This is a genomic window from Telluria sp. ZT3P25 (genome assembly GCF_059685895.1).
The window spans coordinates 61,592-85,190 of the sequence record NZ_JCASIJ010000003.1 but is presented as its reverse complement, the minus strand read 5'-3'; the positions used below and the strand labels follow the sequence as shown (position 1 = coordinate 85,190).

Below are 23,599 nucleotides of genomic sequence, written 5' to 3'. Positions count from 1 at the left end.
CCTCTTCAACACGTACACGGCGTAAGCCGTCTTGACTATGGCTTGGCACCATATTCCCGATCCAATTTCAAAACGCATCCGCAGCCTCAGCTTGTGTCGTATGACCGCTTTTGGCCGTTAGCGGTCTCCGGGCCCATGTTTACGCGAACATTTCCACAAGGGAAGCGGGTCCGGTTAGCAGCGCGTTAGCTGCGTTGTGCCCTGCAGTCGAGCACCCATGCACCGATGCATGGTAGACATGAGCTATCGAGCTGTTGCGCCAGTACGCAGAGTGCACTGCGCGCCAAGCAAAGACAGTTCAGACATAGTCAGATTGAATGTCGGACAGCCTCACAGCCTCTCAATTTCCGAAAAAACCGTTTCCAAGTAATTAGTGAACTCTTCAATACTAAAGGGCTTAGAAAAACACCTATCAAACCCCGCATTAATTGCATTTAGGTAATTTTCATTGGTGTCTAAGCCTGTCATTGCAATCAAATGCGTAGTACCGCGGGGACTGGTTTTTCTGAGCTCTGACGCGAGCTCAAATCCAGTTAGACCTGGCATATTGAGATCTGAGCATGTCACATGTGGATGAAAATCCGCAGCAAGAGCTAGGCCGGAGACGCCGTCAAATGCAATACGGACATCATAGTCCTGAAACTGGAGAACCATCTGAAGGAGTTCTGCCGCATCTCGGTTGTCATCAACGACAAGAATTCGATGCTGCGAGTGATTTTTTTGCATGAGCGCTACAGCTGTCTAGTTGGCATTTGCCAGTTTAACATTTGTGCAGCGTTGCTTTAACTGATAGTCAAACTATGCTATGGGCTGCGGTTAGCTAGCAGAGCAGTCGGGCACCGATAATGACGATCAATGTAAGCCTGGGCCATTGGTTGTTGTTCCGATGCGCTAGGTACGCGGCTCGCTATGCGGAGGCGAGTCTGGCTTAGAAGAAGTTGGGCCGCCCCGCGGCCCGCCATCGACCAAGACTCGCTGCACAATTTGTGGCGGGATGCCCAACTCGTGTGAAGCATCCACCGCCGTCCGTTGAAGCAAAAATGCCACGGCTTGTGCAGCAAAGTTGCCACATGCCATGCAGCTACCGGCCGGCCGCATGGGCCATCTGAAAGGCCGGTTTCGACTCAAAGCGGCCCTTCCAAACCTGCCTACAAATTCCCCACTGTCACGGCTGACGTTAGACAGCGCGAGGCCGTCGCTTATGACGTATTTCTTCGAATCACGGATTCAATTAACGGGTAGAATCTTGGCTTTCCAAAAGCAAAAAAGCCAAGGCCACGTGCAAGTACTCAGAGAATATTATCAGGAGTTGGAAGCGCTCTCGCCGTCGCACGGGCCGGGGTTCAGTGCTGCAGTCCTTCGGGACGGGGAAGCAGTGTTCGAACGCCATCATGGCTTGGCTTCGCTTGAGCTGAAAGTGCCATTGTCGCGCAATACTGCGTACTACTTAGCATCAGAATCGAAGCAATTCACAGCAGCCTGCGTCATGTCTCTGGTGCGTGGCGGTACAATAAGTCTTGATGACGACGTTTGCGTGCATCTACCCGAGCTGAAAAAATTCGAGCAACCCTTTCCGTTGCGAAGTCTTCTGAATCACAGCAGTGGGATTCCTGATTATTTTCAGTTCCTACAGTGCCAGCTGGGGCGCCACGAAGCCGACTACTTCAACAACCAAACTATTCGAAAACTGATTTCCTGCATGGACACCGTCGAATGTCCTGCGCAAACAGAACATCGCTATAGCAATAGCAACTACATCTTGCTAGCTACCTTGGTTGAGCGCCTGAGCGGTATGTCGCTCAAAAACTACGCTAAGAAAACACTGTTCGAACCTCTCGGCATCCATGATCTAAGCTACGATGATGACCGTTTTGATGTCATTGAACATCGTGCGTTCAGTTACGAAAAGGACCCAGAGCGCCCTGCCGGATACAAACAACACTTGGGTAATGCCAACACGGTCGGCGATGGCGGCATGTATGGCAGCATCGTTGACCTGCTGCGATGGGAGAAAGAATGGCATCGCCAGTGGCGCGACAACACGAGCCTTCTGCATGCAATGCTACAGCCCTCTCCGTTTCTAGATGGAACGGTCTCTGATTACCGATTCGGACTAGAAATTATACAAAGGTATGGGCAAGACGTCGTGTATCATAGTGGAGGGCTTTGGGGATTCAATACCTTGATCGTCAGATTCCCTCAGACCAGTACATCCTTAATACATCTCGCCAATTGTGAGCATGCTGAGCCAGACATGAACCGTATAATTTCTGCTGTCCTCGCCTAGGAATAAGTAGATCAGCTAGAGCGATTGAAGGTCGTTTTCATGTTATGGGTGTCGACAGAAAAAACTGGACCGTGCCAGCGTTCGTCGTTAAGCAGCGCCTTGTTGTACTTTGCCGGCTAGAGTTTATCTAGTAGCCCAGCCCAGAAGCGCTGAGCACCTTGATTCTGTTCCAGAACCCGGATTTCCCAATGCGCAGGTTCCAGGTCCATAATGGCCTGGGCGGCGAGCCTATCTACGCCTTGCCCTTAATACTTTCGAAGTATAAAGAACTCAACGATGGCACGTGTGTTGCCTTGAACGTGTACCTCATCATTTGTCAGTGCAAAGCCGGCCAACTTACCTTCAACCGCAATGACGTAGGCCGCCCAGTTCGGATTGATCCAGAAGCAGTCCAGATCGTAATAACCATACTGGCCGTGCTCATTCAGATCAGTCCCGTCGATCTTAGAAAAGTCGTACTGGTATAGTTCCATCAAATTTCTGACTATCAAGCGTTCGCCGATGCAGGCAGGTCGGATTTCGATCATCATGCATCAATAGAAAATGAGCGGTATAAGCCGCATGTGCAGCAAGAGCAAAACGATATCAAAGCATTGAACGCTTTGACAGAACCCAGCCTCTCGCGACAGGCTGGTTCGACCCAAAAAGGTCAGCTGTGACGTATTTTTTTCGACATCACAGACGCCCTTTTTACGTGCAATAATGGTCGACAAGTATCTGTCATAGTCTTACGCTAGTTAGCGGTAATACGCAGATTTTCTTTTGCTTCGCCATGTTCGTGGACAACAACCTTAATCACCTTACCGGTCGCATCGGAAACAAAATCCATATGGATTAATGTGTTCTTTATAAAGAATCCGGTGACTGAATGGGCATACACCGGTGTGACGTCGCCTCCAGTGCTTTGGAAAAAAAGCTGATCTGCTTCACGCCAAAAAAGAAATTTCCGTGAGGGATTTATGGAGTATGAGCCGACATAGTTGTCGAGGACTTGGGTATCAAGTTTGATCACCTCAAAATCAATGAGGGGTTTGCCGATCGCGATCGCGGCAATTTTATGGGTAATATATTCTGGGTCGACGATGCCAAAGTCAGCATTGCTCAGGACGGCAGCAAAAAGCTTGTCCTCCGGCAGGCGTAGTGCGAAGGTCATGAAGCCGGTTATGCCGCCACCGTGAGCAAGCATCGGTCGTTGTTGTAAAGTACCGATTTCCCATCCATAGCCGTATTCGCACGTGCTACCGTCAGCCAACGTATACGGTGTGAATGCTCTCGCCCAACTCGCTGCGCTGATGAGCTTACCACTGGCCACGGCATCGTCCCAGACTGCCATGTCATTTACGTTTGACACCAGCCCACCGGCCGCGTAGACCTGACTAACGCTTATTACGTCACATGGGATGAAAGTGCTATCGCTATACGTATGCCCGGCCGCCATTCGCTGCGGACTCAATTCGTAGCCTTCGTAATACGTGCTGTTCATGCCCAGTGGCATAAATATGTGTTGTTGAACAAACCTAGCGTAAGACATCCCCGATATTTTCTCGATGATCGCTCCCAGAAGATAGTAGCCAGAATTGTTATAACTAAAGGCTGTACCTGGCTTGAATTCAAGCGGATCATCTTTAAAGCTATCGATCATTGTGGCTACCGCGATCTCCTTGAAGATGTTAGTATCAAAATCATTCTTTTCGGTGAAGCTGACTATGCCCGAAGTGTGGGTCAAAAGATGTTCGATTGTGATCTGTTCGGCCTGTGCTGGATAGTCGGGCAAGAACTGCATGATCTTGTCGGAGACGGACAACTGCCCTCTTTCAGCCAACATCAAAATAGATATGGCGGTGAATTGTTTGGTAATTGAACCAAGGCGCAACGTGGTCTCAGGTGTCATCAGCTGCTGCTTCGCGATGCAGGCCATTCCATATGCCTTGCGGAACACAATCTCGCCGTCCCGAGTTACGATAATAGTCGCTCCTGGCTCGTTAGGCTTGTAATACGGCATAACAGCAGCGTCAATAGATTCGGCAAGTGCTCCATTTATAGTTGTAGACACATTGCTATTTAGGTGAGACATTTTCCAATCCTTTTTCGTTGCTGCGTTTGCTTCAATGCAATTTGTAGATCGCTAGAATTACCCCGAAGATTGTATACGAATCAATGAATAAAAATTGTTATCGGTAGTTTGGATAAAGAGAATAGACATATTTTCTGAAAATTTCGAAGGTTCCGAATGGCAGGATTCGTTTCATCTCCCCACGTATATCTCATGAAACCACTTTCAGAAATACTTTTTGGAAACGTCTGTTTCTGGCTGAATTCAGTTGGTCCGCCTACCATAGCAGGTTGGGCTGGCTGAAATCCACGGACTACCGCAACAGGCGGGAACGACCAATAGCGGACCTTCTTAAGGCTACCTGCCAACGGCGGCTTTTGGCCGAATCCGGCCGTTCAGGTCAGCATAGCAGGTTGCCAGGGTGAAAATCCGGCGGTGGCCGCCACATGCCGAAATCGACCCAAGCAGACGATCGTCGGGACCGAGGTAACGCATTTCAAAGTGTTGCCCCAGGCGTTGGCAGGCTCATTATTTGGCACAGATTCGCACTCGCGATGGTCCATCCTGTTTCCATTCTCCCGTAGCTGTACGAGCAAGAAAAAGGTGCCCGGTGAAGCGACAGTCCCCTGCTTGATACATTTTAGGATAGACACTTCCTTGTAAAAATTCGATGCGATCACCTTGTTGCTGGAACTGGAATACGCGAATATATTCCGGGACCAAGAACTCTCCATATTTATCAGGCACGTCTGCAAGGGGTATTACTTTTCCAATGCTTTCTAAAGCGTTTCGTGCTGGAGGGGACAGCCTATCGTCAACGACAAAGGTAAGCTCATTAGTAGTACGTTCATTCAGAGCGGCTTTCGCAGCAGACATCCAGTCGGCATCAGTAAGTTCCGAAGAAGTTTTCCCGTTTGCAGATTCTAAGCACATGGCTCCTAGGAACATCAGAAGGAATATAGATTTTTTCATGTTGCCACTTTTTCGTTTACTAGAACACTGGATAACAGACGGGACTAACCTAGTGCAGGCCTTACACGAATGTCCGCTACTGACCGAACCCGACCGTTTGCGTCAGCTTAGCAGGTTGCCGGGCCGGAAAAGTCACAGACTATCTCGACCGGCCGCTGTCGACCCGAAGCAGACGTTCAGTCGAGAAGCCAAGTAAGTGTGTCCATGAACAATGGCCTCGCTCGCGACTAATCCGCCATGTGATGCATCAGCCTAGATTAGGTGGCCACTCTTGCCTCAGGCACGATGGTTGTAAAAATCATCGTCTGAAGCAAAATCTCAGGGTGACTTGCTAAGGGCTCCCATTCATCGACGAACGCAAACCCTTGATTTTGATAAAACTGTACTGCGCGATTGTTACTGGGAGATACGTCCAAGTAGATCTCATCATAAAGGTCTTGTGCAGCATGTGTTTTGACAGTGTTCACAAGTTCCTTCGCTACACCTGAACCGCGAGCGGCCGGGTCGACCCACATCCCGATCAGGTTGAACCGCTGATTTTGATTTACTCCTGCGCCGATCATTCCGATCAGCTTTGTATTCTCAAATGCTAGCCAAAATGTTAATCCTGGGGTGGGAGTTGCCCGCTCCTGCCAAGTCTTATCGTCATACCCAAGAGCCGTACTGTACTTCACCGCAAAAGCAGTGGGAGAGTCTAATAGGGCGGCAAGACGGGCTTGTTTTAGCAGCGCCCAGTCGCGCGCTTGTGTAATGCGAATGTTCATAAATTCTGATGATCCTTGCTGGGCAATCTCGCTTGTGTTGGAGGATATGTGACGAAGGTGGTCCCTTTTCACTATAGGGACCTATGAGCACATCGTAGCAGGTTGCAAGTGCTGAAAAATCCAACATTGTCACGAAGGACCGGATCCGACCCATACCGGACTGTCGCGAGAAGTCGTGGTCTAGCCTTCTGAGTGTACCGGGGCCTACTGGACCTGCAACTTCGCGTTTAGGTTTTCCAACCAAACACGCGTTTCTGACGGCGACCCTGCCCAGTAATAGCAACCCAAGTTTTCAAGGACCTTGGCAAGTTGCTCATCAGATCCTGTTTCGCCCAACAGCTTGTTCACCGCCTTGCAAACGTGTCCGGCTGCTTTCTCGCCATCATCACGGACAAAGCGATTTACAACGTCCGGCCAACTGGGGTCGTCCAAATTCCAATCTTGGTGAAAATAGCAAGCAAAGAAGTGGAACAATATTTCATTGCGTTCTTTCATCTCACGCCCTTAGATCGCTCACAACGATGGGTGTCCACTTTTGGCCGAACCCGGCCGTTCACCTCAGCTTAGCAGGTTGCCAGGCTTGAAAAAGCACTGACTGTCACGACAGAGCGCTACCAATCCAAAGCGGACACCTCATCCGTCACCTTTTGTCTTGTCGTGGATACCACGGCTGTGTTCGCGAACGTTGGAATGTCGAGCGGCCCAGCCGGCTAAGAAACCACGCGAGCGCGAAGAAAGGCAACGCCATCGCCAGAGTAAGAAGTACTGCAGGAACTACAGGCGCATGCATCCAAATAACGGCTCCGAAGAGATAAATGACGGCGGCAAGCACTGTCATGACGCTCAGCAGAATGCCAGCCAACCACGACAAAGTCTTTAGGATTTTTTTCATGGGGTTACTTTCATGCTGGTATGCGGAAGGACGGTCAAAGCCACACCTTATAGGTCCGCTTCTAGCTGAACCTGGCAGTTCAGGCAGCATAGCAGGATGCCAAGTTGAAAATCCAGCGGTGACCGCGACAGGGCGAGCGCGCATAGCTATGGCACGGTCGGCGCCGATTCCCTCGTCTGCATTAGTGGGTCGGTGGGGTTGGACGTAGCTTATACACCAAGTCGACGCGGTTGCTGGCGACCCTATGCGCCACATCAAGCGCTCTCACACACTGTCGTCGAAGGGACGTTTCCAGTCTCGCGAACGACAGTTTACGACTCGTAGACTCATCGATCCACTCGATCCACTCAATCGTCAAAGTTAGGCTCACAAATCGTCATGCTTAAGCTCTAACTTTGATGATATGTGAGCCTAACTTTGACGATATTGGCTATCGTCAAAGTTGGGCAACCGCCTTAGCTTAATGATTTCAAGAGCTTACGTCGTGTGAGCTCAATTGAGATCGAAATCGCTTCGTCACAGTTACACTCACAAATGCTGGATCGGCATCAACTACGGGTAATGCTAAGGGGACACCATCCATTCCCAGCTGTGGAGGCCGCCGACTGCTATCCGTCCCGAAGACGACGGACAGCATCAGATTGCTGACGCTCACCGAGCCTTGCGAGCGGTTAATGACATGCCGATTGATTGCATGGTGTCGCAGAAGACGAAAACATTACCTGCTAATGAAAATCGTGCCATAGATAAATTAAACGCTTATGCTGTTGAGCTAATGAAGGAGGGAGCGAACATGGCAGGACGAAAAACACAGGCCGCAGAAAAACTCAGGGATGCTAGGCGTCGGTGGGTGCGGCTTCTTACCGAATTCATTCAGCTCAAGGAGAGGTATGCGCTGCTGCACCCTATGCTGTTCGACAACCGAGTGGAATTTCAACATCACGTTCTTAGAAAGCGTCGAGGCTTCGATACCTTGCAACGATCGCTTTTCCTTTCGTGCTGCCTAGACATCTTCAAGCTCACCTTAGACCGCACGAGCGAAGCCTGTATGTCATTCTGTATCAGAGACCTGAGTGATAAGACGCTAATTCCTTTGCTCAGGGCGGCGTATGTCGCTGCCGAGTTAGCGACATACGAAGGAGATGAAGACCCTGATATTGCCGCAATCACTCGTTCGCTCGCCCGAGATCGCGCTCATAACTTTGGTCTAGACTTCGACAGGAGAAGCGAAAGATTGCTCGAAGTGTGGAAGCTAGTGAAAGACGGCCATATATTTGCCAAATGCAAAACAGTTCGTCATGACCTGGTAGCACACACCAAGCTCGATGGGGCCTTCTTCGAACCGATTGACATCACAAAACTTGGTATCGATTTCAAAGACGTGAAGCCAGCAATCGACCTTATGCAAGAGCTTATTGAGCAGCTTGGAGGGTTAATCCACAATAGTGGATTTGCATGGGATCAGCTAGAGCGTACAGTAACAGCAGGAGCAGACGATTTCTGGGGCGTTGCCAATCTAAGTCTCAATCAAATCGTGTGGCAGGGCGGAATCCCCGTCGATATTAACTAATCGAAATAGCTGCGGTCGACCTCGCCCCTAGCCTGACAACTGAAGTGACGCCACCGACAGAGCTAGAAATTGGGACCGTGACCGGCTGCTACCGACCCAATCCGGACGTTCGGCACGACTAAATTACTTACGGGACTGACCTTCTTTCACGCGGCGCACAGTGTCGCCTTCCCAACCACAAGCCGCACCACTATGCATCGAGCAAGAGGCGCCCTCTACCTTCGCGGTGTTCTTTTGTTTATCGAAAGTCACCGTAATGACACAAGCATCGTCCTTATCAATCTTCGTGTAAGGCGAGAACGTCAGGACGCTCTTTACGATCTTGCCCACGCCGGCCACCGAGCCTGAGCAACTCCCTTGTCCTACAGTCGTCGTTGCTGCGATTGTCCCTGACTCTGAATCGAGCGCGATCAAATCAAGAGAGGTTACTTGCGAACGGAACTGCCCTTCAACGTTGGCGTATTGGGCGTTTGCAGTGGCACTGGCTAGTAGAAGGAAGCTTAAAAAGGCGCGTTTAATCATCGTCGAGATTCAGTGGTTAGTAACACCTGCCCGGTGCGCAGGAAAAATCGATGTCCGCTCTTGGCCCAGGCTGTGTAAAAACCTAAAAAGCAGGCCTTGGCGTTAGAACGGTATCCGCCGAGGCACGTGGTGCGGCGCTTTAAGGAACTCAGGAAGCAGTGCCGCGTTTTTGGGGATACTGCGGATCAGCAAGGGGATCGCTCCAAACACGCGCTGCAGGGCCAATAAAAAGGCATATGCCCTCATTACTTCCATCATGCCAGCGACCCCAAGCAGCGACATTAACCGTTTGAGGTTATAGGCGAGCACGTGCAGGCTCATTTCGGTCTTCACGCGTTCCAGTCCCTTTGTCAGGAAGTGCGTTGCCCCCATCCAGGACTTGATGGTCCCGAATGGATGCTCGACTGAGCAACGCCGGATCCGCATGGCATCTGGGCTCCGTTCAAGCTGCTCCTGCATGTCGTCGAGCAGGTCCTGGTGCTCCCAGCGCGTCACCCGGCGCTGCTGGCTAGGCGTGCACCTGTCCTTGAGCGGGCAGGTCTTGCAATTCGAGCTCCAATAACGGTTGAGCGTCATGCCTTTTTCAACGCCGGCGAAACGCCAGATCAGTGCCTGACCCGCCGGGCAACGGTACTCGTTCTTCTCCCGGTCATAGACGAAATCTGCCTTGTCGAATCTGCCGTCGGCCTTGGCGTTGGATGTCCTGGTAGCCGGCACCAGCACGGCAATCCCGGCTTGCTTGCACGCCAAAATTTCCTCGCCCTTGAAGTAGCCGCGATCAGCAATTGCAGTCAGCGACTCTGTCCCAATTGCGGTGCGAGCCTTCTTTGCCATTCGCGACAGCTGATCGCGGTCGTTGCCGATGTTGGTTACCTCGTGTTCGACGATCAAATGGTGCTTGGCGTCGACTGCGGTTTGCACGTTGTAGCCGACGATGCCTGAGCCCCGCGTCATCATGGAACGAGCATCTGGATCGGTCAGCGAGATCTGCGTTTCGCCAGTCTCCTCCAGCTTCGCTTCAATTTCTCTAAGCGCGGCCATCTGCAATTTCATCGCTGATATCTTGTCGTTCAGTCGGGCGCTACGCGCTTGCTTTACCGCCAGCTCCTGCCTGTCAGCCGTGTCCAGTTCCGCTAAATAGCGACCGATATTGGCCTCGATCTCTTCCATCCGGCGCTTGAGCTTGGCCTGGGTGAAGTCCCGATCGCTGCTGTTGACTGCCTTAAACTTGCTGCCGTCGATCGCCACAACCGCTTCCGAGAACAGGTCCAGTTGCTGGCACAGCGCGACAAACTGCCGGCACACATTGCGGATCGCTTTGCCATTATCTTTGCGGAAGTTCGCGATCGTCTTGAAGTCCGGCGCCAAGCGTTGCGTCAACCATATCAGCTCCACATTGCGCTGCGCTTCGCGCTCGAGCCGACGGCTCGATTGGATACGGTTGAGGTAGCCGTAAATGTAGAGCTTGAGAAGCACGGCGGGATGGTAAGCCGGCCGGCCCGTCTTTGCTGGTTGCACCCGAGTGAAGCCCAGGAGGCCAAGATCAAGTTCGTCCACGAATACATCGACCACCCGCACTGGATTATCTTCGGCCACGTAGTCGTCCAAGAGTTCAGGCAACAGCGTGCCTTGACCACGATCCTCGCCTTCAATAAAGCGCTTCATTTTGCATCCGTCTTGATGAGATACTGGCTTAACGTTTACCAAACGACGTCCGTTTACACGACGCTACGTTTTTACACAGCCTGGGCCAAAAGCAGACGGTCAGGGCAACGACCGATCCCGAATTGCGTTGCCAACTTAAGCATGCTGCCATCGGTTATATTCGACGCAACTACTATCTGGAGTTCATCGTGTCTGCATACATACCAGCTTTGATTTGGGTGCTCTCTGGAGTGGCTTGCCACCTGATTGCTAAACGACGCCTTCTGAAAAGAACTGTCTTAAGAGACATTACAGTCGCTCTGACAGGTCCGTTTTCTATTCCATGGGCTCTCATTGCAAAGCCCGAAAAAGTCTAGCAGGGCCAGCTCAAGGCTTGGGCTGGACGTCTGCTATGGGTCGATTCCGGCCTGTCGCGGCCACCGTTGGATTTTCTACCTGGCAACCGGCTATGCCGCCTGAACGGCCGGGTGCGGCCAAGAGCTCACGGTCACTTCAGCTCAAAATTTGACGCCAAGCCATGACTCTCCTATCTTCGAAAATTCCATTTCGACTACACCCTTTGATTGCCGTCCCTGAGAGATTTGGGCTTACCGATGACAAGGCTAGGGAACATGTTGTCGCCAACTCCTCCATGGAAGAGAGGCGTTTAATGAAAGACATGGTCAAAAGTTATGAAGATGATTTTGACCTTTGGCTTCCTGGGTCAGAAGTGGCCGGCTCCGAATATGCAGACGAATACATCGCCTTCAGCGCACTTCGAATGGCTGCTATCTGCGCCTGAACACTGGCTTGCAATGTCCGCGATGAGTCGATTCCTGCAGGTCACGATGGTTTCTAGATTTTCGACGAGGCAACCTGCTACGCTGGCCCGACCGGCTAGATTCGGCCAAGACCTGCTTTTTACGTGGCGATGCCATTACTGTCAAAGATCCTGAAAGCTAGAACAAAGCCTGAGAGTTTGATCTCGACGTGGCGACTAAAAATAATGTGATTTCTCTCTACGATGAGCGTTCTGAGGATTTGGGCAAAGTCACCGTGAAGACCGTACCCTTCATTGAATTGGACTCCACATTGATGCGACCGCCATGTGCGACTGTGATTTCTCTAGCAATAAACAAACCAAGCCCTAAACTGGTAGACGAAGGGCCTTTTTGATCGCTCGACACTGAAAGTTGAACCAGAGGATCAAAAATTGCACGTAACGATTCTGGCGGAATCTCTCGTCCAAAGTTGGTAACCGTCAGGGTCATTTCACTATCCCCGCCTTTAGCCGCCACCGTCACAGGTTTCGAGCCGCTGCGATATTGTGCAGCGTTGTTCAATAAGTTGGAGAGCACTTGTGATAGGCGCGGGCCATCGAAATCGCCAATCATTTCGCCTTCGCAGATCAGCTTGAACTCGCAGTCAGGATGTGCATCGCTCGATTCGTCCACAGCCCCTTGGCAAATGTCCTGCATGTCTGCAAGGCTCGCCGCGATCGGCATTTTGCCGCCGAGCTCAGTGCGCGCATATTCGAGCAGATCATTAACCATGGTGGTCATTACCGCCGCGCTCCGCTTAACCCGCGCTCCGATTTGTGCTGTGCGCTCGGTCCCTTCACCTTCCCGCGTCAAAATCGAGCCTGCCATGGTCATCGCGGCAAGAGGTGAGCGCAGGTCATGGCCTAGTATCGCGAGAAATGTATCTCGAGCGCGCGCGTTCTTTTCTGCGAACTGAACGGCCGACTCTTGTAGCGCTTTGTCTATTCCCTCGTGAAATTTGGACATGTCGTCCGTCGTTTTTTTGCTCACGGTTTTGACGGTGGGCAACCACAATCGCAGGACGCTCGCCCGAAGCGCCCTGTATTCTGCGGTGAGCTGCGGGAGCGTGAAGCCGCTCGCCTGCCGATCCGCTCCGTGAGCCGCAGCAGCAGTGTCCTGACCTTGCGCCTCAGGCGCTTGGCCCACCGACTTGTCGCGTTTTTGCCTTGGCGTCTCATCGGCGCTTAAGCTTTTGGCTATTTCTCGCAAAATTTCTCGGGCATGATCTCGCAACTCGTCTGTCGAGCTTCCTAAGGATGCGGGCTCCAAGGTGCGCGCGAAGGCGATGAACTCATTCACTATATCCTCCATGTGGGAGGTGATAAATGCAGCCAAATTCATAGAAAGCTTCCCATCAGCGACAATGCAGTAGCATAACAGCAGTAGTTGAAAAACAACGCTATAAACTATCTCTGCCTTTGCAGGCTTTGCCTCCAGGACCTCGCTATCCCTACCTTCTGCGCTCCAGTTCACTTATGCGGGTACAAACGTTGATTTCAGTGCTCTGGTCGAGGCTAAGCCGCTAACTAATGTTGGGCTAACCCTTGAATGAATCGTCTCCACCGACACGATAGATGGCCGCTTTGGGTCGACAGTTGCCTGTCGAAAAAATGAGTTCAACGACCGGTGGAATTTACGGCCAAGAGTGGTCACCTCTACCTTCGGCTGATGAGCCATACAGGGAGACGAGAGCCACGGCTAGAAGCGGCGGAAATTACTGGCGTAGCAAGGCCTCCAACACCTTGCGCCACTTGATCTTTGAAATAAAGGATGGTTGCTAAATGCAGAGTGAAGAACAGGGCGGCATGCTTTACGTCACTGCAGCGGTCGGAACTTATTGGTAATAGTTCGGCGTAAGTTCCAATGCGTGTCTGAACGTAATTTCCGTTGCTAAACCTTGGGTTCGCTTCCTGTAATGGGATACGTCTGCTATGCGTCGATTACGGCCTGTCGCGGCCACAGCTGGATTTTCAACCTAGCAACCCGCTATGGTGGCCTGAACAGCGGGGTTCGGCTGAAAACCGCCTTTTCGTGCGTTTTAAATGCGAGCTGTTTAGCCTACTACACCGGGGCGCACGATTGAAATAGCCTTCGCAATTGTAAACTCCAGCCATGTTAATCTTCCACAAACAGTCACGTTTATTCTAAAACTTTTAGGAGAACAGCATGAGCCAGAACCAATCGACCACGACTGCGGGCACCCCAGCGGAGCATGAGTCGGAAGCCGACAAAGCTAAGCGCGAATCCGGAGTCACTGAGCAAAGCAGTCATGACCATATGTCACGCGAAAAAGCTAGCACGCATGAAGGTGCCGGTGGCGGAGCGAAACAGAAAGAAAGTCACTAATCACCTGCAGCAGGGGCGGATGGCTCGCTGTCTGCCTTTAGCTTTAGTGTCAGCAGCTAGATAGTATTTCTGTTCCATGCAGCCAAGACGCGACGCATATGAATCCGTTCCGTGCAATTTTTAATGGCGTTGCCGTCCACCACGCCCCTACTTACTTGCCACAGGTCATCGAACTTGGTCAGTTGAAGCCAGTGCTGCTAAGCATGCCTGTTGGACTGCTCCATTGCACGCGTTCCTTCCAAACACGATTGATGAATTCGCTTACTTGCGACATTCCGCGACCTTTGTCGTCGATGCACTGCTGCCGACGTCAACTGCCGAGTACGTCCAGAGACAGGCCATTATTGATAGTGATTAAGTAAACAGGAAGAAGGCAATACGAGCAACTCGACCGCCTTCTAGACCGCTCACTCTCCTACACGCTAACAGGCGTTCCCCTGACTTCAGGAGATTAATACGATGTCAAGATAGATCTGTTGGATGCAGCATAGCCAACGATTATCAGTGGAAGTTCTCGTATTCCGCGAGATCCCCACATCTAACAATGAGGACGCTTTCATGTTTGCTCATAACAAGCGCTTGCAATATACCGTCCGTGTCAGCGGCCCTAATCCTGGGCTCGCAAATCTGATGCTCGAACAATTTGGAGGGCCCCAAGGGGAACTCGCCGCTGCAATGCGGTACTTTACCCAAGCCGTGGCTGAAGATGATCCAGGTCGCAAAGATCTTCTTTTTGATATTGCAACCGAGGAGCTGAGTCACCTTGAAGTGATCGGCAACATCGTCGCAATGCTTAACAAAGGGGCAAAGGGGCGCCTAGCTGAAGCAGTTGATGTCGAGGCCGATACCTACCGTCGAATAACAGGCGCTGGCAACGACAGTCATCTTACCCAAGTCCTATATGGTGCCGGCGTGCCCTTGACCAATTCGGCTGGTGTGCCGTGGACGGCTGCCTATATCGATTCGATCACCGAGCCAAGCGCTGACCTACGTTCAAACATTGCCGCTGAAGCGCGTGCAAAATTGTTTATGAACGACTAATTTCATTAACGGACGATCCTGGCGTGAAAGAGGCACTGGGCTTTCTGATGACACGTGAGGTTGCGCACATGAAGTCGTTTGAGGAGGCCTTGTACGCCATGGAGCCTAATTTCCCGCCGGGTAAAATGCCGGTCGTACCTGCCTTTGCGAGCGTCTATTACAATATGTCGCAAGGCGAAGGGGAAGTGCGCGGCGCATGGAATCAGGGGGCCGACTGGGATTTCATTAGTGACAGGGAAAAGCAAATGGCTGTCGATGGCGGGCCTGGCGATGCCGCCGTAGAACTGCCCACCGAAGATATTGCGGTACTAGAGCAGATGGCGGTGCGTACCCTTTCCAATCCACTTGCTGTGCCGCGTACCGGCGCAGAACTGGGCATGTTGCAAGCGGCTACGGGTTTGACGATGGCTGGAACCAACGGCAGTTCGCTGGATGAACCAACTGTCGCCTCCCGTGGTGGCCCTCTAGATGATATCGGCCTTGATGCCAAATCGGCATCAAGTATAAAGGCACCGTCTCCTAAAACGTCGAAGTAACAGTTGCGCCGCGCCAACGCTTGCAGATGTGGCGATAACGGCGCGGCTTTTAGCGATCATCCGATTTTGTTACAGAAATTCTACCCCTGCGGCGCCCAACCGGAACATGTAGACTGATGGCATAAGGGGCCTATAGAAAACGAAAGCGTGGGGCAAGAATATGTGCAAAGTGGACGACTTCGTCCGCGTTGCCTGAAACCGAGCGCACAGCGGGCCTCCGTAGACTAACTTCCGTCAAGACGCAAACACCATTTTCGTATCTAAGGTAGTACGAACGCCAAGATCGTCGAAATGCTCTTCCAGCCACTTATCCGCTGCGGCCACCCCCTGGTCGCGCAGCATCTCTAAAAACCCGAGCTCAGCATTGAACTTGCTGGAAATACTAAACTCGCTCAGCATGTTCAGCGCGCTAATCATATGTAGCCGAGTCGCTGAGAAACGCATCGAAGAACCTCCCTCCTCATCCGGTACGCCTCCGGTGTGCAGTAGCGCATTTACCTCACGCACGAAACTGATGTTAAAGGCGATTTCGTTGGCTCGATTGCTGATGTCCGCCATGCTGCGGGGCGTCTCCGTTCGTACAAGCGGATTGATTTGCACTACCAGCAAGTCGGTAGCTCCGCCTTCTTTCACCAACGGAGCCAGTGGTGGATTTGCCGTGTAGCTGCCATCCCAATACAATTCTCCCTCTACTTCCGCCGAAGCAAACACGGTCGGCAGGCAGGCTGAGGCCATCACCCGCTGCACATCAATCTCTTCACGCCTGAATAATTTGCCGGCACCGCTGTGCAAGTTGGTAGCGTTTATAAATACTCCTAACTCTTGGCAGGCACGTACTCTTTCGAAATCAATGTTCGCCGTTAAGAAATGCCGCAGCGGATTAGCTGTTAGGGGCTGCTCCAAGACTGGCCCGGCTAAGGCCCCAGCCATTTCCATCAGCTGATAGAAGGGTGAATAACTCATCGTAAACGCGCCGGCTATGTGGTCGAGGGGTGTGCGCTGGAGCGGACTGAACAATGCAGTTAATCCCAGTGTGCGCCAAAATCGGCCCAATGAGAGGCGCGCTCCTTCACGCCCGCCACCGTGGGCGAAGCCATCGGCAACGACAACGGCATTGATAGCGCCTGCACTAACGCCACTAAGTGACGTAATCTCGATTCGCTCATCTTGTAGGAGACGATCGAGTACGCCCCAAGTAAAAGCTCCATAGGTACCCCCGCCTTGTAAACCAAGGCTAATTTTTTTAGTAGATGTGACCAACACGGGCTCCGTAAGTTAAACACGGCGAAATCGCCGCAGTTGTTCCGTACTTTACCAAGTCGCCATCAAAACAGGTGTTACCGTGCCCCGTAGCAACTCCGCTTCGAAGAGATGCACCAGAATAAATTCGAACGGCTGCTTTGGGTCGGTACCGGCCTGTCACGCACACCGCTGGATTTTCAACCTGGCGACCTGGTATGCTTGCCTCATCGGCCGGGTTCGGCCAGAAGCCGGCCTTCGCACAGTGCGAGACTTAACCAGCTATCTAAACATCTGTGCCGGCCTACGGTCCAATTGCCATCGCTACGAGTGCGTTGATCTCGGCAGTGCCGGCCGGTTTGCTCAGGTGCGTATCGAAGCCGGCATTCTTTGACCGAATCCGATCGCCATCTGTGCCCCAGTCACTCACCGCAGCCAACAGAACATGCGCGCCGTTGGGCAGTCGCCGGATCTCCTCTGCGACTTCATAACCATTTAATTCGGGCACGCCGATGTCGAGAATGGCCAGATCTAAATCGTTTACCTCCACTATTCCCACCTGGCGATATCGTTGCACATGTCTGCCACAGACAGTACTAGGGTCTCGCGCGTGACTGAATGGATTAGCAAGCTCACATCCCGGCAACCTTATTACGAGAGTTTGACGATTGGTTGTTAGAAGAACTTCAATTTCTTCGCAATCGTCGCGTGGGCTTACGACAGAATGGTTGGCCTGAAAGAATGCCGTTATAGCCACGCAAACGTTCGCCTATTCTTATGAAATCACCCTCAATATCAAAGAAACGTACATCTTTACTGTGCTCACTGCCTCGGACCTTAACAACCGAAATAACTCGCTTAAATTGACCACTTAATTCAACGTAGCGCTGCATGATAATTGCGTCGGCAAGAAATGCATTTCCATAGGAACTAAACTGGAGCACTGTGTAACGATCTTCCAGTTCCGCAGTCATTAGAACTGTTGCTCCCATCCCTGTTAAGACTGCTACAAGCCTGTACAATGCCTCACGAAAATTGTCTCGAAAGATAGATGATAGCGCAAGCTCAAAGCCTGACAAAGAATCGATTACGACACGCTTCGCCTTTTTCTCTTTAATCATAGAGACCAAGTCGTACAAAATTTCATCGAGTGATAAGTCCAAGGTACGGGTATTAATAACTCCGACACTACCTTGTTCGACTAATTCGGCAAGTTTATGGCTTAAAAGTTGATTTGGACTTTTTTCAAATGCTGCGATTACGCCTGTTTCGCCTAACCGTGCACCCTCCGCCAAAAAGCTCGTGGTCAAAATAGTTTTTCCAGAACCGGAGGGCCCAACGAGCAGGGCGGAATACCCGGCAGGAATGCCGCCTCCCATCATCGCGTCGAGTTCAAGAACGCCGAGTCCCAGTCGATGGCCAGTTATGAAGCTGGGCTGCTCGGTCTCGGGTGCTTGGAGCATTGCTCGTGGGAAAACCGTCACGCCGCTAGAGTCTAGTCGGAAGGTATGCGTCCCCAGCTTCTGGGATACACCTCGCATTTTCACAAGTTGTATCTTACGTACCATCGAGTCACCTCGTACCAGTTGAGATAACCAAATTATTCCATCTGCCACCGTAAATACAGGGCCGGACTCGTACGCAGGGTCTTGATACTCGCCTATAAGAAAGGTTGTCGCTTGCCAACTGGTCATTTGCATACCTAGCTGTTGAATAAAATGCTGTAAATCCGAAGTACCTTGGTCTGTCGATCGTGCCGAATGCACTACTGAACGGAACGAATCAACAAATACAAAGCTTGGTTCAAATTCTTGCACCTCAGCACTAATACGCTTCAGCACTCGCTCAAAGTTGCCGTCAATCATCTCTGCCGACAGGTTTACAAACCTGATTGAGCTGTCAAGCTTATCGAAGTCAAAAAAATCAAACTGCTGTTGATAGCGAAGCATCTTTAGAGCCGGTTCACCAAGTACTGTGAAGAAAAGTGCCCGACGGGCCGGTCCGGCCAACGCAAACATTAACTGATGTGCCAGCGTCGTTTTGCCACTACCAGGCGTTCCGGCGATAAGGTTGAACGAAAATTCCGGGACGCCGCCGCCTAGCAAATCGTCAAACCCTGGTATGCCAGTGACAAGTCGCCTGATTTGTACCCTCTTGCTCATCATTCTGCTCCTTGCTGCTTACTGCTTGTTGCGGCGCTTGCGCCACTAAGTGCAGAGTTTAAAATTGACGTTGTAAGATGAACCCCAATCAATGATATTAGAATATCAATTAGAGTATCGAAAAAGAGAATGCTTGCAGCATGTACCTGCATAGGGTCCTGTTTTTCAAGGCAAGCACGCAATGCAGCAAGCCCGGAATCAACACGAGGTGTTGACAACCCAAGCTGAAACCAATGATATTTATTGGCAACACGATGCACGACGCGCAAAAATAATAAATCAGTGCCCTGTTCGCCCACGATCTGGGCTAACGAGTGAGACATACTTCGTAAGAAGACAATGCTCACCTTGCCGCAGTCATCGAGGCTAGCGGAAAGCGTCTGCTCGACAAGCTCGCGCAGTCGTTCTTCGTCTGTAGCCATATCGTCCGCTGAGTGAATACTAGTTAAGATTACCCATTATAGTGGTGCTAATGCCCCATGCTGTCATGAATTAAGGCGCCAATGGCCGTACTTATCAAGACTTATGAACTTCATCATTACTAATCAATTTTGAATTCGTGACCACTGTCTCAAGCAGAGGTAGCGTTACAACAAATTCACTCCCATATCCAACGCCTAGACTTTCGACCGTAACAGAGCCGCGATGCAGTTCTGCGATCGTTTTAACAAGGGAAAGACCAATACCTAGCCCATCGGATAGCGAATCTGCACGTTCGTCGTCGCCTTGCGAAAAGAGGTCGAAAATTCTTTTTTGGTGCTCTCTAGCGATACCTCGGCCATGGTCTTTTACGGCTATCCGTGCATGACCATTCTTGACGGATGCGGTAACCAATACCATAGAGTGGGCGTCAGAGAATTTGCTAGCGTTACCTAAAAGATTTGCAAATAGCTGTGACAACCGCACCATGTCGCCGAGCAAAAGCACTGGCTCAGGCGGAAGGTCAATCTGAACAGTCTGCCCACTCTTTATTAGAAGTGGTTGGATGGTCTCTATCGCGCAATCAACGACTTCCCTTAGCGAAGTCCTTTGCATTTGAAGGGAGATTTTCCCCGTGCTGATACGCGACGCATCGAGCAGGTCATCAACTAAGCGTACGAGGTGGTTGGCTTGGCGCCGAGTGATGGAAAGCAGTTTACCCAGTCGAGGGTTGTCCAAATTCATGCTCTCAATAACTGAATTGGCGATAGCGATCGCCGCCGTTGGATTACGTAACTCGTGAGCAAGTATAGAGAGGAATACGGTTTGACGTTTGTTCAATGCCTCAGCTTCAGTTGTCGAGTCTTGGGCACCAAACGTAGCAGCGACAAGGTGCTGATTAGCTTCAAGTAGTTGGGCAAGCTGTTCTTGTTGCTCTCCGGGCCCTGCCGATATTCTGCTATTTGCGTACCGCAATTCATCTTGAAGGGATGAAACCATTTCCCTTAGGAATTTAACCTCGTCTAATTGACTTTCGGTCGGCTCCTGAGCGGCACTGTCCACTGTAGGCACCGATAATTGTAAAGTTTGGTTCATGATACATGTCCCAAAATGCCTAAAGAAGGCACACTATACACTATTGACCCGGAAATATTTGTCTTAATCTGAAGAAAACCACACCATATTGCTTGCTGTTTTTAGATTATTACGTTAAGAAATCTCAGTCTTTCCGCGTCAGTGTAAATCCTGTCACCGGTTCTTTAATGAGTGGATTTTCTGCTCTCCGGTTTCTTTCACATTTTACAAAGTTGTAGTTTAGGTCGGCCTTTCGCGCCCAATCAATGTGAGCGATCTTTTTGCCAACTCTCGGAGTAAACGACCATCGTGGCCGTCTGCGGCAAGGCGGTGTCGAGCGTATGTTCATTCCATTTACTCAGCGTGGTGACTATAAGACCGGTGTTGGGCCTTGCCCCGCCGATCCTGTGCAAGAGCGCACGCGCGGACCAAGGAAGCTTAACAGTAAGAAATTCACCTAGTTAAGGATCTGTGTTTACAATATTGCTCTTTTTATGATTCCAAGGTGACAATCCCTTGGCCTTGTCTGAAAACTATCGACCTCGCAATCCTGTTACGCCCAACCGGAAGGCGGTTTTCAGCCACAAACAGGTATTAGACAGAGTGTCTACTGCTGAGCTATGACCTTAGGCCTGCTGTAGCCTCCTGAGCTAGAAGCCAGATTTTCCAACAGAACGTAACTGTAACTCTGGAAACGGTAAGATGTAACAATATATCGTTGGCTGCAGCGACAAGTTGATTCGCACGGAGGAAGTCTATGCCATTACAAAAAATACTTGTTGTCGACGATAACGTAGATGCGGCAGATACCACTGCCCTCTTGCTTCAGGCGTACGGCTTCGATGTAGAGGTAGCGTATGGAGGACATGAAGCGTTGGCTGCGGCTCGTGCCTTCCATCCATATGTCATATTCTTGGACATTGGTATGCCTCGAATGGACGGATATGAGGTAGCACGAGCGTTGCGTGCCGATATAAACTGCTGCGAAACTAGACTAATCGCACTGACCGCTTGGGGAGACACAGAGTCACGAATGAAGGTCAACGCTGCAGGTTTCGATTTGCATCTCGTTAAGCCTGCAGACATCATGGACCTCGTCCGTGCAGCTAATTACGGGTGACCTTGCCCCTGGGTATCTCGGCCGTAAAAACTGTACCGTTCACGTAGTCGGACTCCGCGTAGATGTCGCCACCATGCGCAACGGTAATTTGTTTGGCTATGAACAAGCCAAGGCCAAGGCTGCTCCGCGGCCTAGTATCGACTTCGTGTTCAGACAGTTGAACTAGGGAGGTAAATATTTTCGGCAGGGCTTCTTCCGAAATTATCGGCCCCTCATTTTTGACCTGTATCAGTACTCGCTCCGCTTCTCCTGTCACCGTTACACTTACGGGTTTCCCTGGCGTACCGTATTGGGCAGCGTTGTTTGCGAGATTCGTCACCACTTGTTGAAGACGTGCTTTGTCGAACACTCCAATCAGATCTCCCGAAGCGTCAAAGTCAAATTTCGCGTGAGGATGTGCTGCATTAGCATCTTCGATTGCCCAGTGGCACATTTCGAGAAGGTCACATTCTTTCAGCTTAATGGGAATTCCGTCTCCCAGTTGGGTACGTGCAAATTCTAAGAGGTCGTTAACTATCCCGGTCATTGTTGCGGCGCTACGTTTGACGCGCCCTCCAATCTGTTGAACTTTCTCCTCAAACACGTCAGGTCGTGAAAGATATATTCCAGCGATAGCTGTCGCCGCCAGCGGGCTACGCAAGTCGTGCCCAAGGACCGCGAGGAAGATATCTCGTGTCTCGTCCACCTTCTTTGAGTATGCGACAGCCGCCTCTGCAAGCGACTGGTCGATGGCTTCATTGAAGCGAATCACCTGTCGAATCGGGCTTTCGGATTCACCATTGGTTTCTTGCTCCCACAGCTTGAGCACGCTTGCACGTAAGGCACGATACTCAGCGATCAACTGTTGCAACGTGAACCCACTAGCATACCTAAGCTTTCCATGAGTCATCGAAGCAGTGTCGTTCCCAGTTGGCTCAGGGCCGTGTCCCTTTGACTTTGCTTCGGTTTGCTGTTCGGTCTGAGCTTCCTGTATGTCATGAGCTACAAACTCCAAGATCTCTTTTGCATGATCGCGCAGCTCAAGACTCGACATCTTGTCCGCTGCGGCTCCGAAGGTCATCGCGAATTCCTCCCACTCAACAAGAATTTCCTCCATGTGAGAAGTAATAAAAATTGAAATATTCATGGCGCCGTTCGGAGATTGGTCGTTGCGGGAGAAGACGGGTATATGGACTAAACCCAGGATAGAGCAGCATAACCGACATTCTTTCGTCAGAAAAATATGATTCTGGTGCAGCAAATTGTATAATTTCTGCAAATCAAGTTATTCCCGTACATCAAACGGCCGCTTTGGGTCGGTTCCTGCCGGTTGTGACGGCACCTGGCTGTTTCAATCGGGCAACCTGCTATCCTGTCACGAACGACTGAGATCGGCTAGGAGCGGACGTTAGCTTTAGATCTGGACGTGCCAGGTTCAGCTGAACTACGGAGTTCAGTAGTGGTGTCCTGGCACTCATCACCGTTTCATGGCGCTTCAATACACAGTTAGTCACAGAACTGTAATATTTCTCATCTATCGTCAAGTGTCTCTTCAAATGTTCTACTTTCTGCCCGCTGACACATTGTGCCGGGCTTTTTTTTGGCGAGTATGCGTGTCTACCCTAGGACGATGCGCTTTTAAGTACACACATTGAGGCCACGATGGATACTCTAATTACTGAACGACGTTCAAACCAAGGGGCTGAGCCCCATCCGATAGCCTCCTCTCATATTTCAAACGCGATTCGCCAAGGTTTACTCCTGCAAAATCGAACTGGCACGCGCAGCGCAGTCGAGCGCATGAAAGCACTTAACGTCCCAGGAAGCGTCATTGGGCGCGTGCTCTCCGGTGGCACCATGCGTGCGGCGGACTGGGGTCCCGCAGTTCAGACGTAGCCGGACATGTTCGACCACACACTGTCACCCGCAGGCGGCCGCTTGGTTAAGCCTGTTCCATGACGCTGATTGTTGGACAGACGTATGAGGGAGGCCAGCCTCGGACTCTGCGGATCCCGTTAAGAACAGTAGAGTTTTGATTTGGACAACCCTGATGTTTCCTCTCATCACTGGAATGTTTGTTGCGGTCGCGCTGGTCTTACTGGGACAGCGTCGCGCTGCAGGCTACGCTCTTCTGGCCGGTTTAGCCGGTCTACTCCT

The 23,599-nt window shown here is 51.1% G+C and carries 20 protein-coding genes and 2 pseudogenes; 6 read left to right on the top strand and 16 right to left on the bottom strand.

The features are described from left to right. Window positions 1-330: 330 nt before the first annotated feature. A complete protein-coding gene (locus tag AC56LY_RS23635) occupies window positions 331-726 on the bottom strand; it encodes a response regulator (protein ID WP_499583556.1) in 396 nt (131 codons plus the stop codon). Window positions 727-1,201: 475 nt separating this feature from the next. Between AC56LY_RS23635 and AC56LY_RS23630 the strand changes: the two genes are divergently transcribed. Next, window positions 1,202-2,287: a serine hydrolase domain-containing protein gene (locus AC56LY_RS23630; protein WP_499583555.1), complete on the top strand. Its 1,086-nt coding sequence runs from the start codon at window positions 1,202-1,204 to the stop codon at window positions 2,285-2,287. A gap of 245 nt (window positions 2,288-2,532) precedes the next feature. On the opposite strand, the gene AC56LY_RS23625 is transcribed toward AC56LY_RS23630, so the two are convergent. The 6 genes from AC56LY_RS23625 to AC56LY_RS23600 all read right to left on the bottom strand — a co-directional run bounded on the left by AC56LY_RS23625 (window position 2,533) and on the right by AC56LY_RS23600 (window position 6,968). Continuing rightward, the gene (locus AC56LY_RS23625) at window positions 2,533-2,817 is read right to left on the bottom strand and encodes a hypothetical protein (RefSeq protein WP_499583554.1); all 285 of its coding nucleotides are present in this window, start codon (window positions 2,815-2,817) and stop codon (window positions 2,533-2,535) included. Between the two features lie 203 nt (window positions 2,818-3,020). Then, on the bottom strand, window positions 3,021-4,361 hold the full coding sequence (locus AC56LY_RS23620; protein ID WP_499583553.1) for a serine hydrolase domain-containing protein: 1,341 nt from the start codon (window positions 4,359-4,361) through the stop codon (window positions 3,021-3,023). Window positions 4,362-4,868: 507 nt separating this feature from the next. Further along, entirely contained in the window at window positions 4,869-5,312 is a 444-nt protein-coding gene (locus tag AC56LY_RS23615; RefSeq protein WP_499583552.1) for a hypothetical protein, read from the bottom strand. Between the two features lie 257 nt (window positions 5,313-5,569). After that, window positions 5,570-6,076, bottom strand: coding sequence for a GNAT family N-acetyltransferase (locus tag AC56LY_RS23610; RefSeq protein ID WP_499583551.1), 507 nt, complete (start codon window positions 6,074-6,076; stop codon window positions 5,570-5,572). A gap of 204 nt (window positions 6,077-6,280) precedes the next feature. Beyond that, window positions 6,281-6,571 carry a contact-dependent growth inhibition system immunity protein gene (locus AC56LY_RS23605; protein WP_499583550.1) on the bottom strand — a complete coding sequence of 97 codons (291 nt, stop codon included), beginning with the start codon at window positions 6,569-6,571 and terminating at the stop codon, window positions 6,281-6,283. A gap of 145 nt (window positions 6,572-6,716) precedes the next feature. Continuing rightward, a complete protein-coding gene (locus tag AC56LY_RS23600) occupies window positions 6,717-6,968 on the bottom strand; it encodes a hypothetical protein (protein ID WP_499583549.1) in 252 nt (83 codons plus the stop codon). 679 nt (window positions 6,969-7,647) lie between these two features. On the opposite strand from AC56LY_RS23600, the gene AC56LY_RS23595 reads away from it, so the two are divergent. Next, window positions 7,648-8,538, top strand: coding sequence for an AbiU2 domain-containing protein (locus AC56LY_RS23595; RefSeq protein ID WP_499583548.1), 891 nt, complete (start codon window positions 7,648-7,650; stop codon window positions 8,536-8,538). A gap of 123 nt (window positions 8,539-8,661) precedes the next feature. Here the strand turns inward: AC56LY_RS23595 and AC56LY_RS23590 are convergent, their stop codons facing one another. Both AC56LY_RS23590 and AC56LY_RS23585 read right to left on the bottom strand, forming a co-directional pair. Beyond that, the gene (locus AC56LY_RS23590; protein WP_499583547.1) at window positions 8,662-9,060 is read right to left on the bottom strand and encodes a hypothetical protein; all 399 of its coding nucleotides are present in this window, start codon (window positions 9,058-9,060) and stop codon (window positions 8,662-8,664) included. A 237-nt stretch (window positions 9,061-9,297) separates the two neighbouring features. After that, window positions 9,298-10,725, bottom strand: a pseudogene (locus tag AC56LY_RS23585) (IS1182 family transposase); the annotation flags it as partial. Between the two features lie 649 nt (window positions 10,726-11,374). Here AC56LY_RS23585 and AC56LY_RS23580 point away from each other — a divergent pair. Then, entirely contained in the window at window positions 11,375-11,506 is a 132-nt protein-coding gene (locus AC56LY_RS23580; RefSeq protein WP_499583546.1) for a hypothetical protein, read from the top strand. A 217-nt stretch (window positions 11,507-11,723) separates the two neighbouring features. On the opposite strand, the gene AC56LY_RS23575 is transcribed toward AC56LY_RS23580, so the two are convergent. Then, window positions 11,724-12,824 (bottom strand): sensor histidine kinase, encoded by a 1,101-nt coding sequence (locus AC56LY_RS23575; RefSeq protein ID WP_499583545.1) that lies wholly within the window; start codon window positions 12,822-12,824, stop codon window positions 11,724-11,726. Window positions 12,825-13,691: 867 nt separating this feature from the next. Between AC56LY_RS23575 and AC56LY_RS23570 the strand changes: the two genes are divergently transcribed. Next, window positions 13,692-13,871 carry a hypothetical protein gene (locus AC56LY_RS23570; protein WP_499583544.1) on the top strand — a complete coding sequence of 60 codons (180 nt, stop codon included), beginning with the start codon at window positions 13,692-13,694 and terminating at the stop codon, window positions 13,869-13,871. A gap of 558 nt (window positions 13,872-14,429) precedes the next feature. Then, window positions 14,430-15,448: pseudogene (locus AC56LY_RS23565) on the top strand (manganese catalase family protein). Window positions 15,449-15,682: 234 nt separating this feature from the next. Here AC56LY_RS23565 and AC56LY_RS23560 read toward each other — a convergent pair. The 5 genes from AC56LY_RS23560 to AC56LY_RS23540 form a co-directional block, all read right to left on the bottom strand. Then, on the bottom strand, window positions 15,683-16,708 hold the full coding sequence (locus tag AC56LY_RS23560) for a patatin-like phospholipase family protein (protein WP_499583543.1): 1,026 nt from the start codon (window positions 16,706-16,708) through the stop codon (window positions 15,683-15,685). 283 nt (window positions 16,709-16,991) lie between these two features. Beyond that, window positions 16,992-17,237: a response regulator gene (locus tag AC56LY_RS23555; protein WP_499583542.1), complete on the bottom strand. Its 246-nt coding sequence runs from the start codon at window positions 17,235-17,237 to the stop codon at window positions 16,992-16,994. Window positions 17,238-17,373: 136 nt separating this feature from the next. Beyond that, window positions 17,374-18,852 (bottom strand): ATPase domain-containing protein, encoded by a 1,479-nt coding sequence (locus AC56LY_RS23550; protein ID WP_499583541.1) that lies wholly within the window; start codon window positions 18,850-18,852, stop codon window positions 17,374-17,376. Continuing rightward, window positions 18,849-19,271 (bottom strand): hypothetical protein, encoded by a 423-nt coding sequence (locus tag AC56LY_RS23545; RefSeq protein WP_499583540.1) that lies wholly within the window; start codon window positions 19,269-19,271, stop codon window positions 18,849-18,851. Before AC56LY_RS23545 ends, AC56LY_RS23550 begins: the two co-directional genes overlap by 4 nt. 94 nt (window positions 19,272-19,365) lie before the next feature. After that, window positions 19,366-20,364, bottom strand: coding sequence for a sensor histidine kinase (locus AC56LY_RS23540; protein WP_499583539.1), 999 nt, complete (start codon window positions 20,362-20,364; stop codon window positions 19,366-19,368). 736 nt (window positions 20,365-21,100) lie between these two features. Here AC56LY_RS23540 and AC56LY_RS23535 point away from each other — a divergent pair. Beyond that, on the top strand, window positions 21,101-21,463 hold the full coding sequence (locus AC56LY_RS23535) for a response regulator (protein WP_499583538.1): 363 nt from the start codon (window positions 21,101-21,103) through the stop codon (window positions 21,461-21,463). On the opposite strand, the gene AC56LY_RS23530 is transcribed toward AC56LY_RS23535, so the two are convergent. Next, window positions 21,450-22,589 carry a sensor histidine kinase gene (locus AC56LY_RS23530; RefSeq protein WP_499583537.1) on the bottom strand — a complete coding sequence of 380 codons (1,140 nt, stop codon included), beginning with the start codon at window positions 22,587-22,589 and terminating at the stop codon, window positions 21,450-21,452. The two genes, AC56LY_RS23535 and AC56LY_RS23530, sit on opposite strands and share 14 nt — an antisense overlap. Between the last annotated feature and the right edge of the window lie 1,010 nt (window positions 22,590-23,599).

What these genes read in the sequence shown, in the direction of transcription:
- AC56LY_RS23620 (WP_499583553.1), bottom strand. Translation starts at nt 4,361, where the DNA reads ATGTCTCACCTAAATAGCAATGTGTCTACAACTATAAATGGAGCACTT.
- AC56LY_RS23550 (WP_499583541.1), bottom strand. Translation starts at nt 18,852, where the DNA reads ATGATGAGCAAGAGGGTACAAATCAGGCGACTTGTCACTGGCATACCA.
- AC56LY_RS23535 (WP_499583538.1), top strand. Translation starts at nt 21,101, where the DNA reads ATGCCATTACAAAAAATACTTGTTGTCGACGATAACGTAGATGCGGCA.
- AC56LY_RS23545 (WP_499583540.1), bottom strand. Translation starts at nt 19,271, where the DNA reads ATGGCTACAGACGAAGAACGACTGCGCGAGCTTGTCGAGCAGACGCTT.
- AC56LY_RS23530 (WP_499583537.1), bottom strand. Translation starts at nt 22,589, where the DNA reads ATGAATATTTCAATTTTTATTACTTCTCACATGGAGGAAATTCTTGTT.
- AC56LY_RS23570 (WP_499583544.1), top strand. Translation starts at nt 13,692, where the DNA reads ATGAGCCAGAACCAATCGACCACGACTGCGGGCACCCCAGCGGAGCAT.
- AC56LY_RS23635 (WP_499583556.1), bottom strand. Translation starts at nt 726, where the DNA reads ATGCAAAAAAATCACTCGCAGCATCGAATTCTTGTCGTTGATGACAAC.
- AC56LY_RS23605 (WP_499583550.1), bottom strand. Translation starts at nt 6,571, where the DNA reads ATGAAAGAACGCAATGAAATATTGTTCCACTTCTTTGCTTGCTATTTT.
- AC56LY_RS23615 (WP_499583552.1), bottom strand. Translation starts at nt 5,312, where the DNA reads ATGAAAAAATCTATATTCCTTCTGATGTTCCTAGGAGCCATGTGCTTA.
- AC56LY_RS23625 (WP_499583554.1), bottom strand. Translation starts at nt 2,817, where the DNA reads ATGATGATCGAAATCCGACCTGCCTGCATCGGCGAACGCTTGATAGTC.
- AC56LY_RS23590 (WP_499583547.1), bottom strand. Translation starts at nt 9,060, where the DNA reads ATGATTAAACGCGCCTTTTTAAGCTTCCTTCTACTAGCCAGTGCCACT.
- AC56LY_RS23595 (WP_499583548.1), top strand. Translation starts at nt 7,648, where the DNA reads ATGCCGATTGATTGCATGGTGTCGCAGAAGACGAAAACATTACCTGCT.
- AC56LY_RS23580 (WP_499583546.1), top strand. Translation starts at nt 11,375, where the DNA reads ATGAAAGACATGGTCAAAAGTTATGAAGATGATTTTGACCTTTGGCTT.
- AC56LY_RS23630 (WP_499583555.1), top strand. Translation starts at nt 1,202, where the DNA reads ATGACGTATTTCTTCGAATCACGGATTCAATTAACGGGTAGAATCTTG.
- AC56LY_RS23600 (WP_499583549.1), bottom strand. Translation starts at nt 6,968, where the DNA reads ATGAAAAAAATCCTAAAGACTTTGTCGTGGTTGGCTGGCATTCTGCTG.
- AC56LY_RS23540 (WP_499583539.1), bottom strand. Translation starts at nt 20,364, where the DNA reads ATGAACCAAACTTTACAATTATCGGTGCCTACAGTGGACAGTGCCGCT.
- AC56LY_RS23610 (WP_499583551.1), bottom strand. Translation starts at nt 6,076, where the DNA reads ATGAACATTCGCATTACACAAGCGCGCGACTGGGCGCTGCTAAAACAA.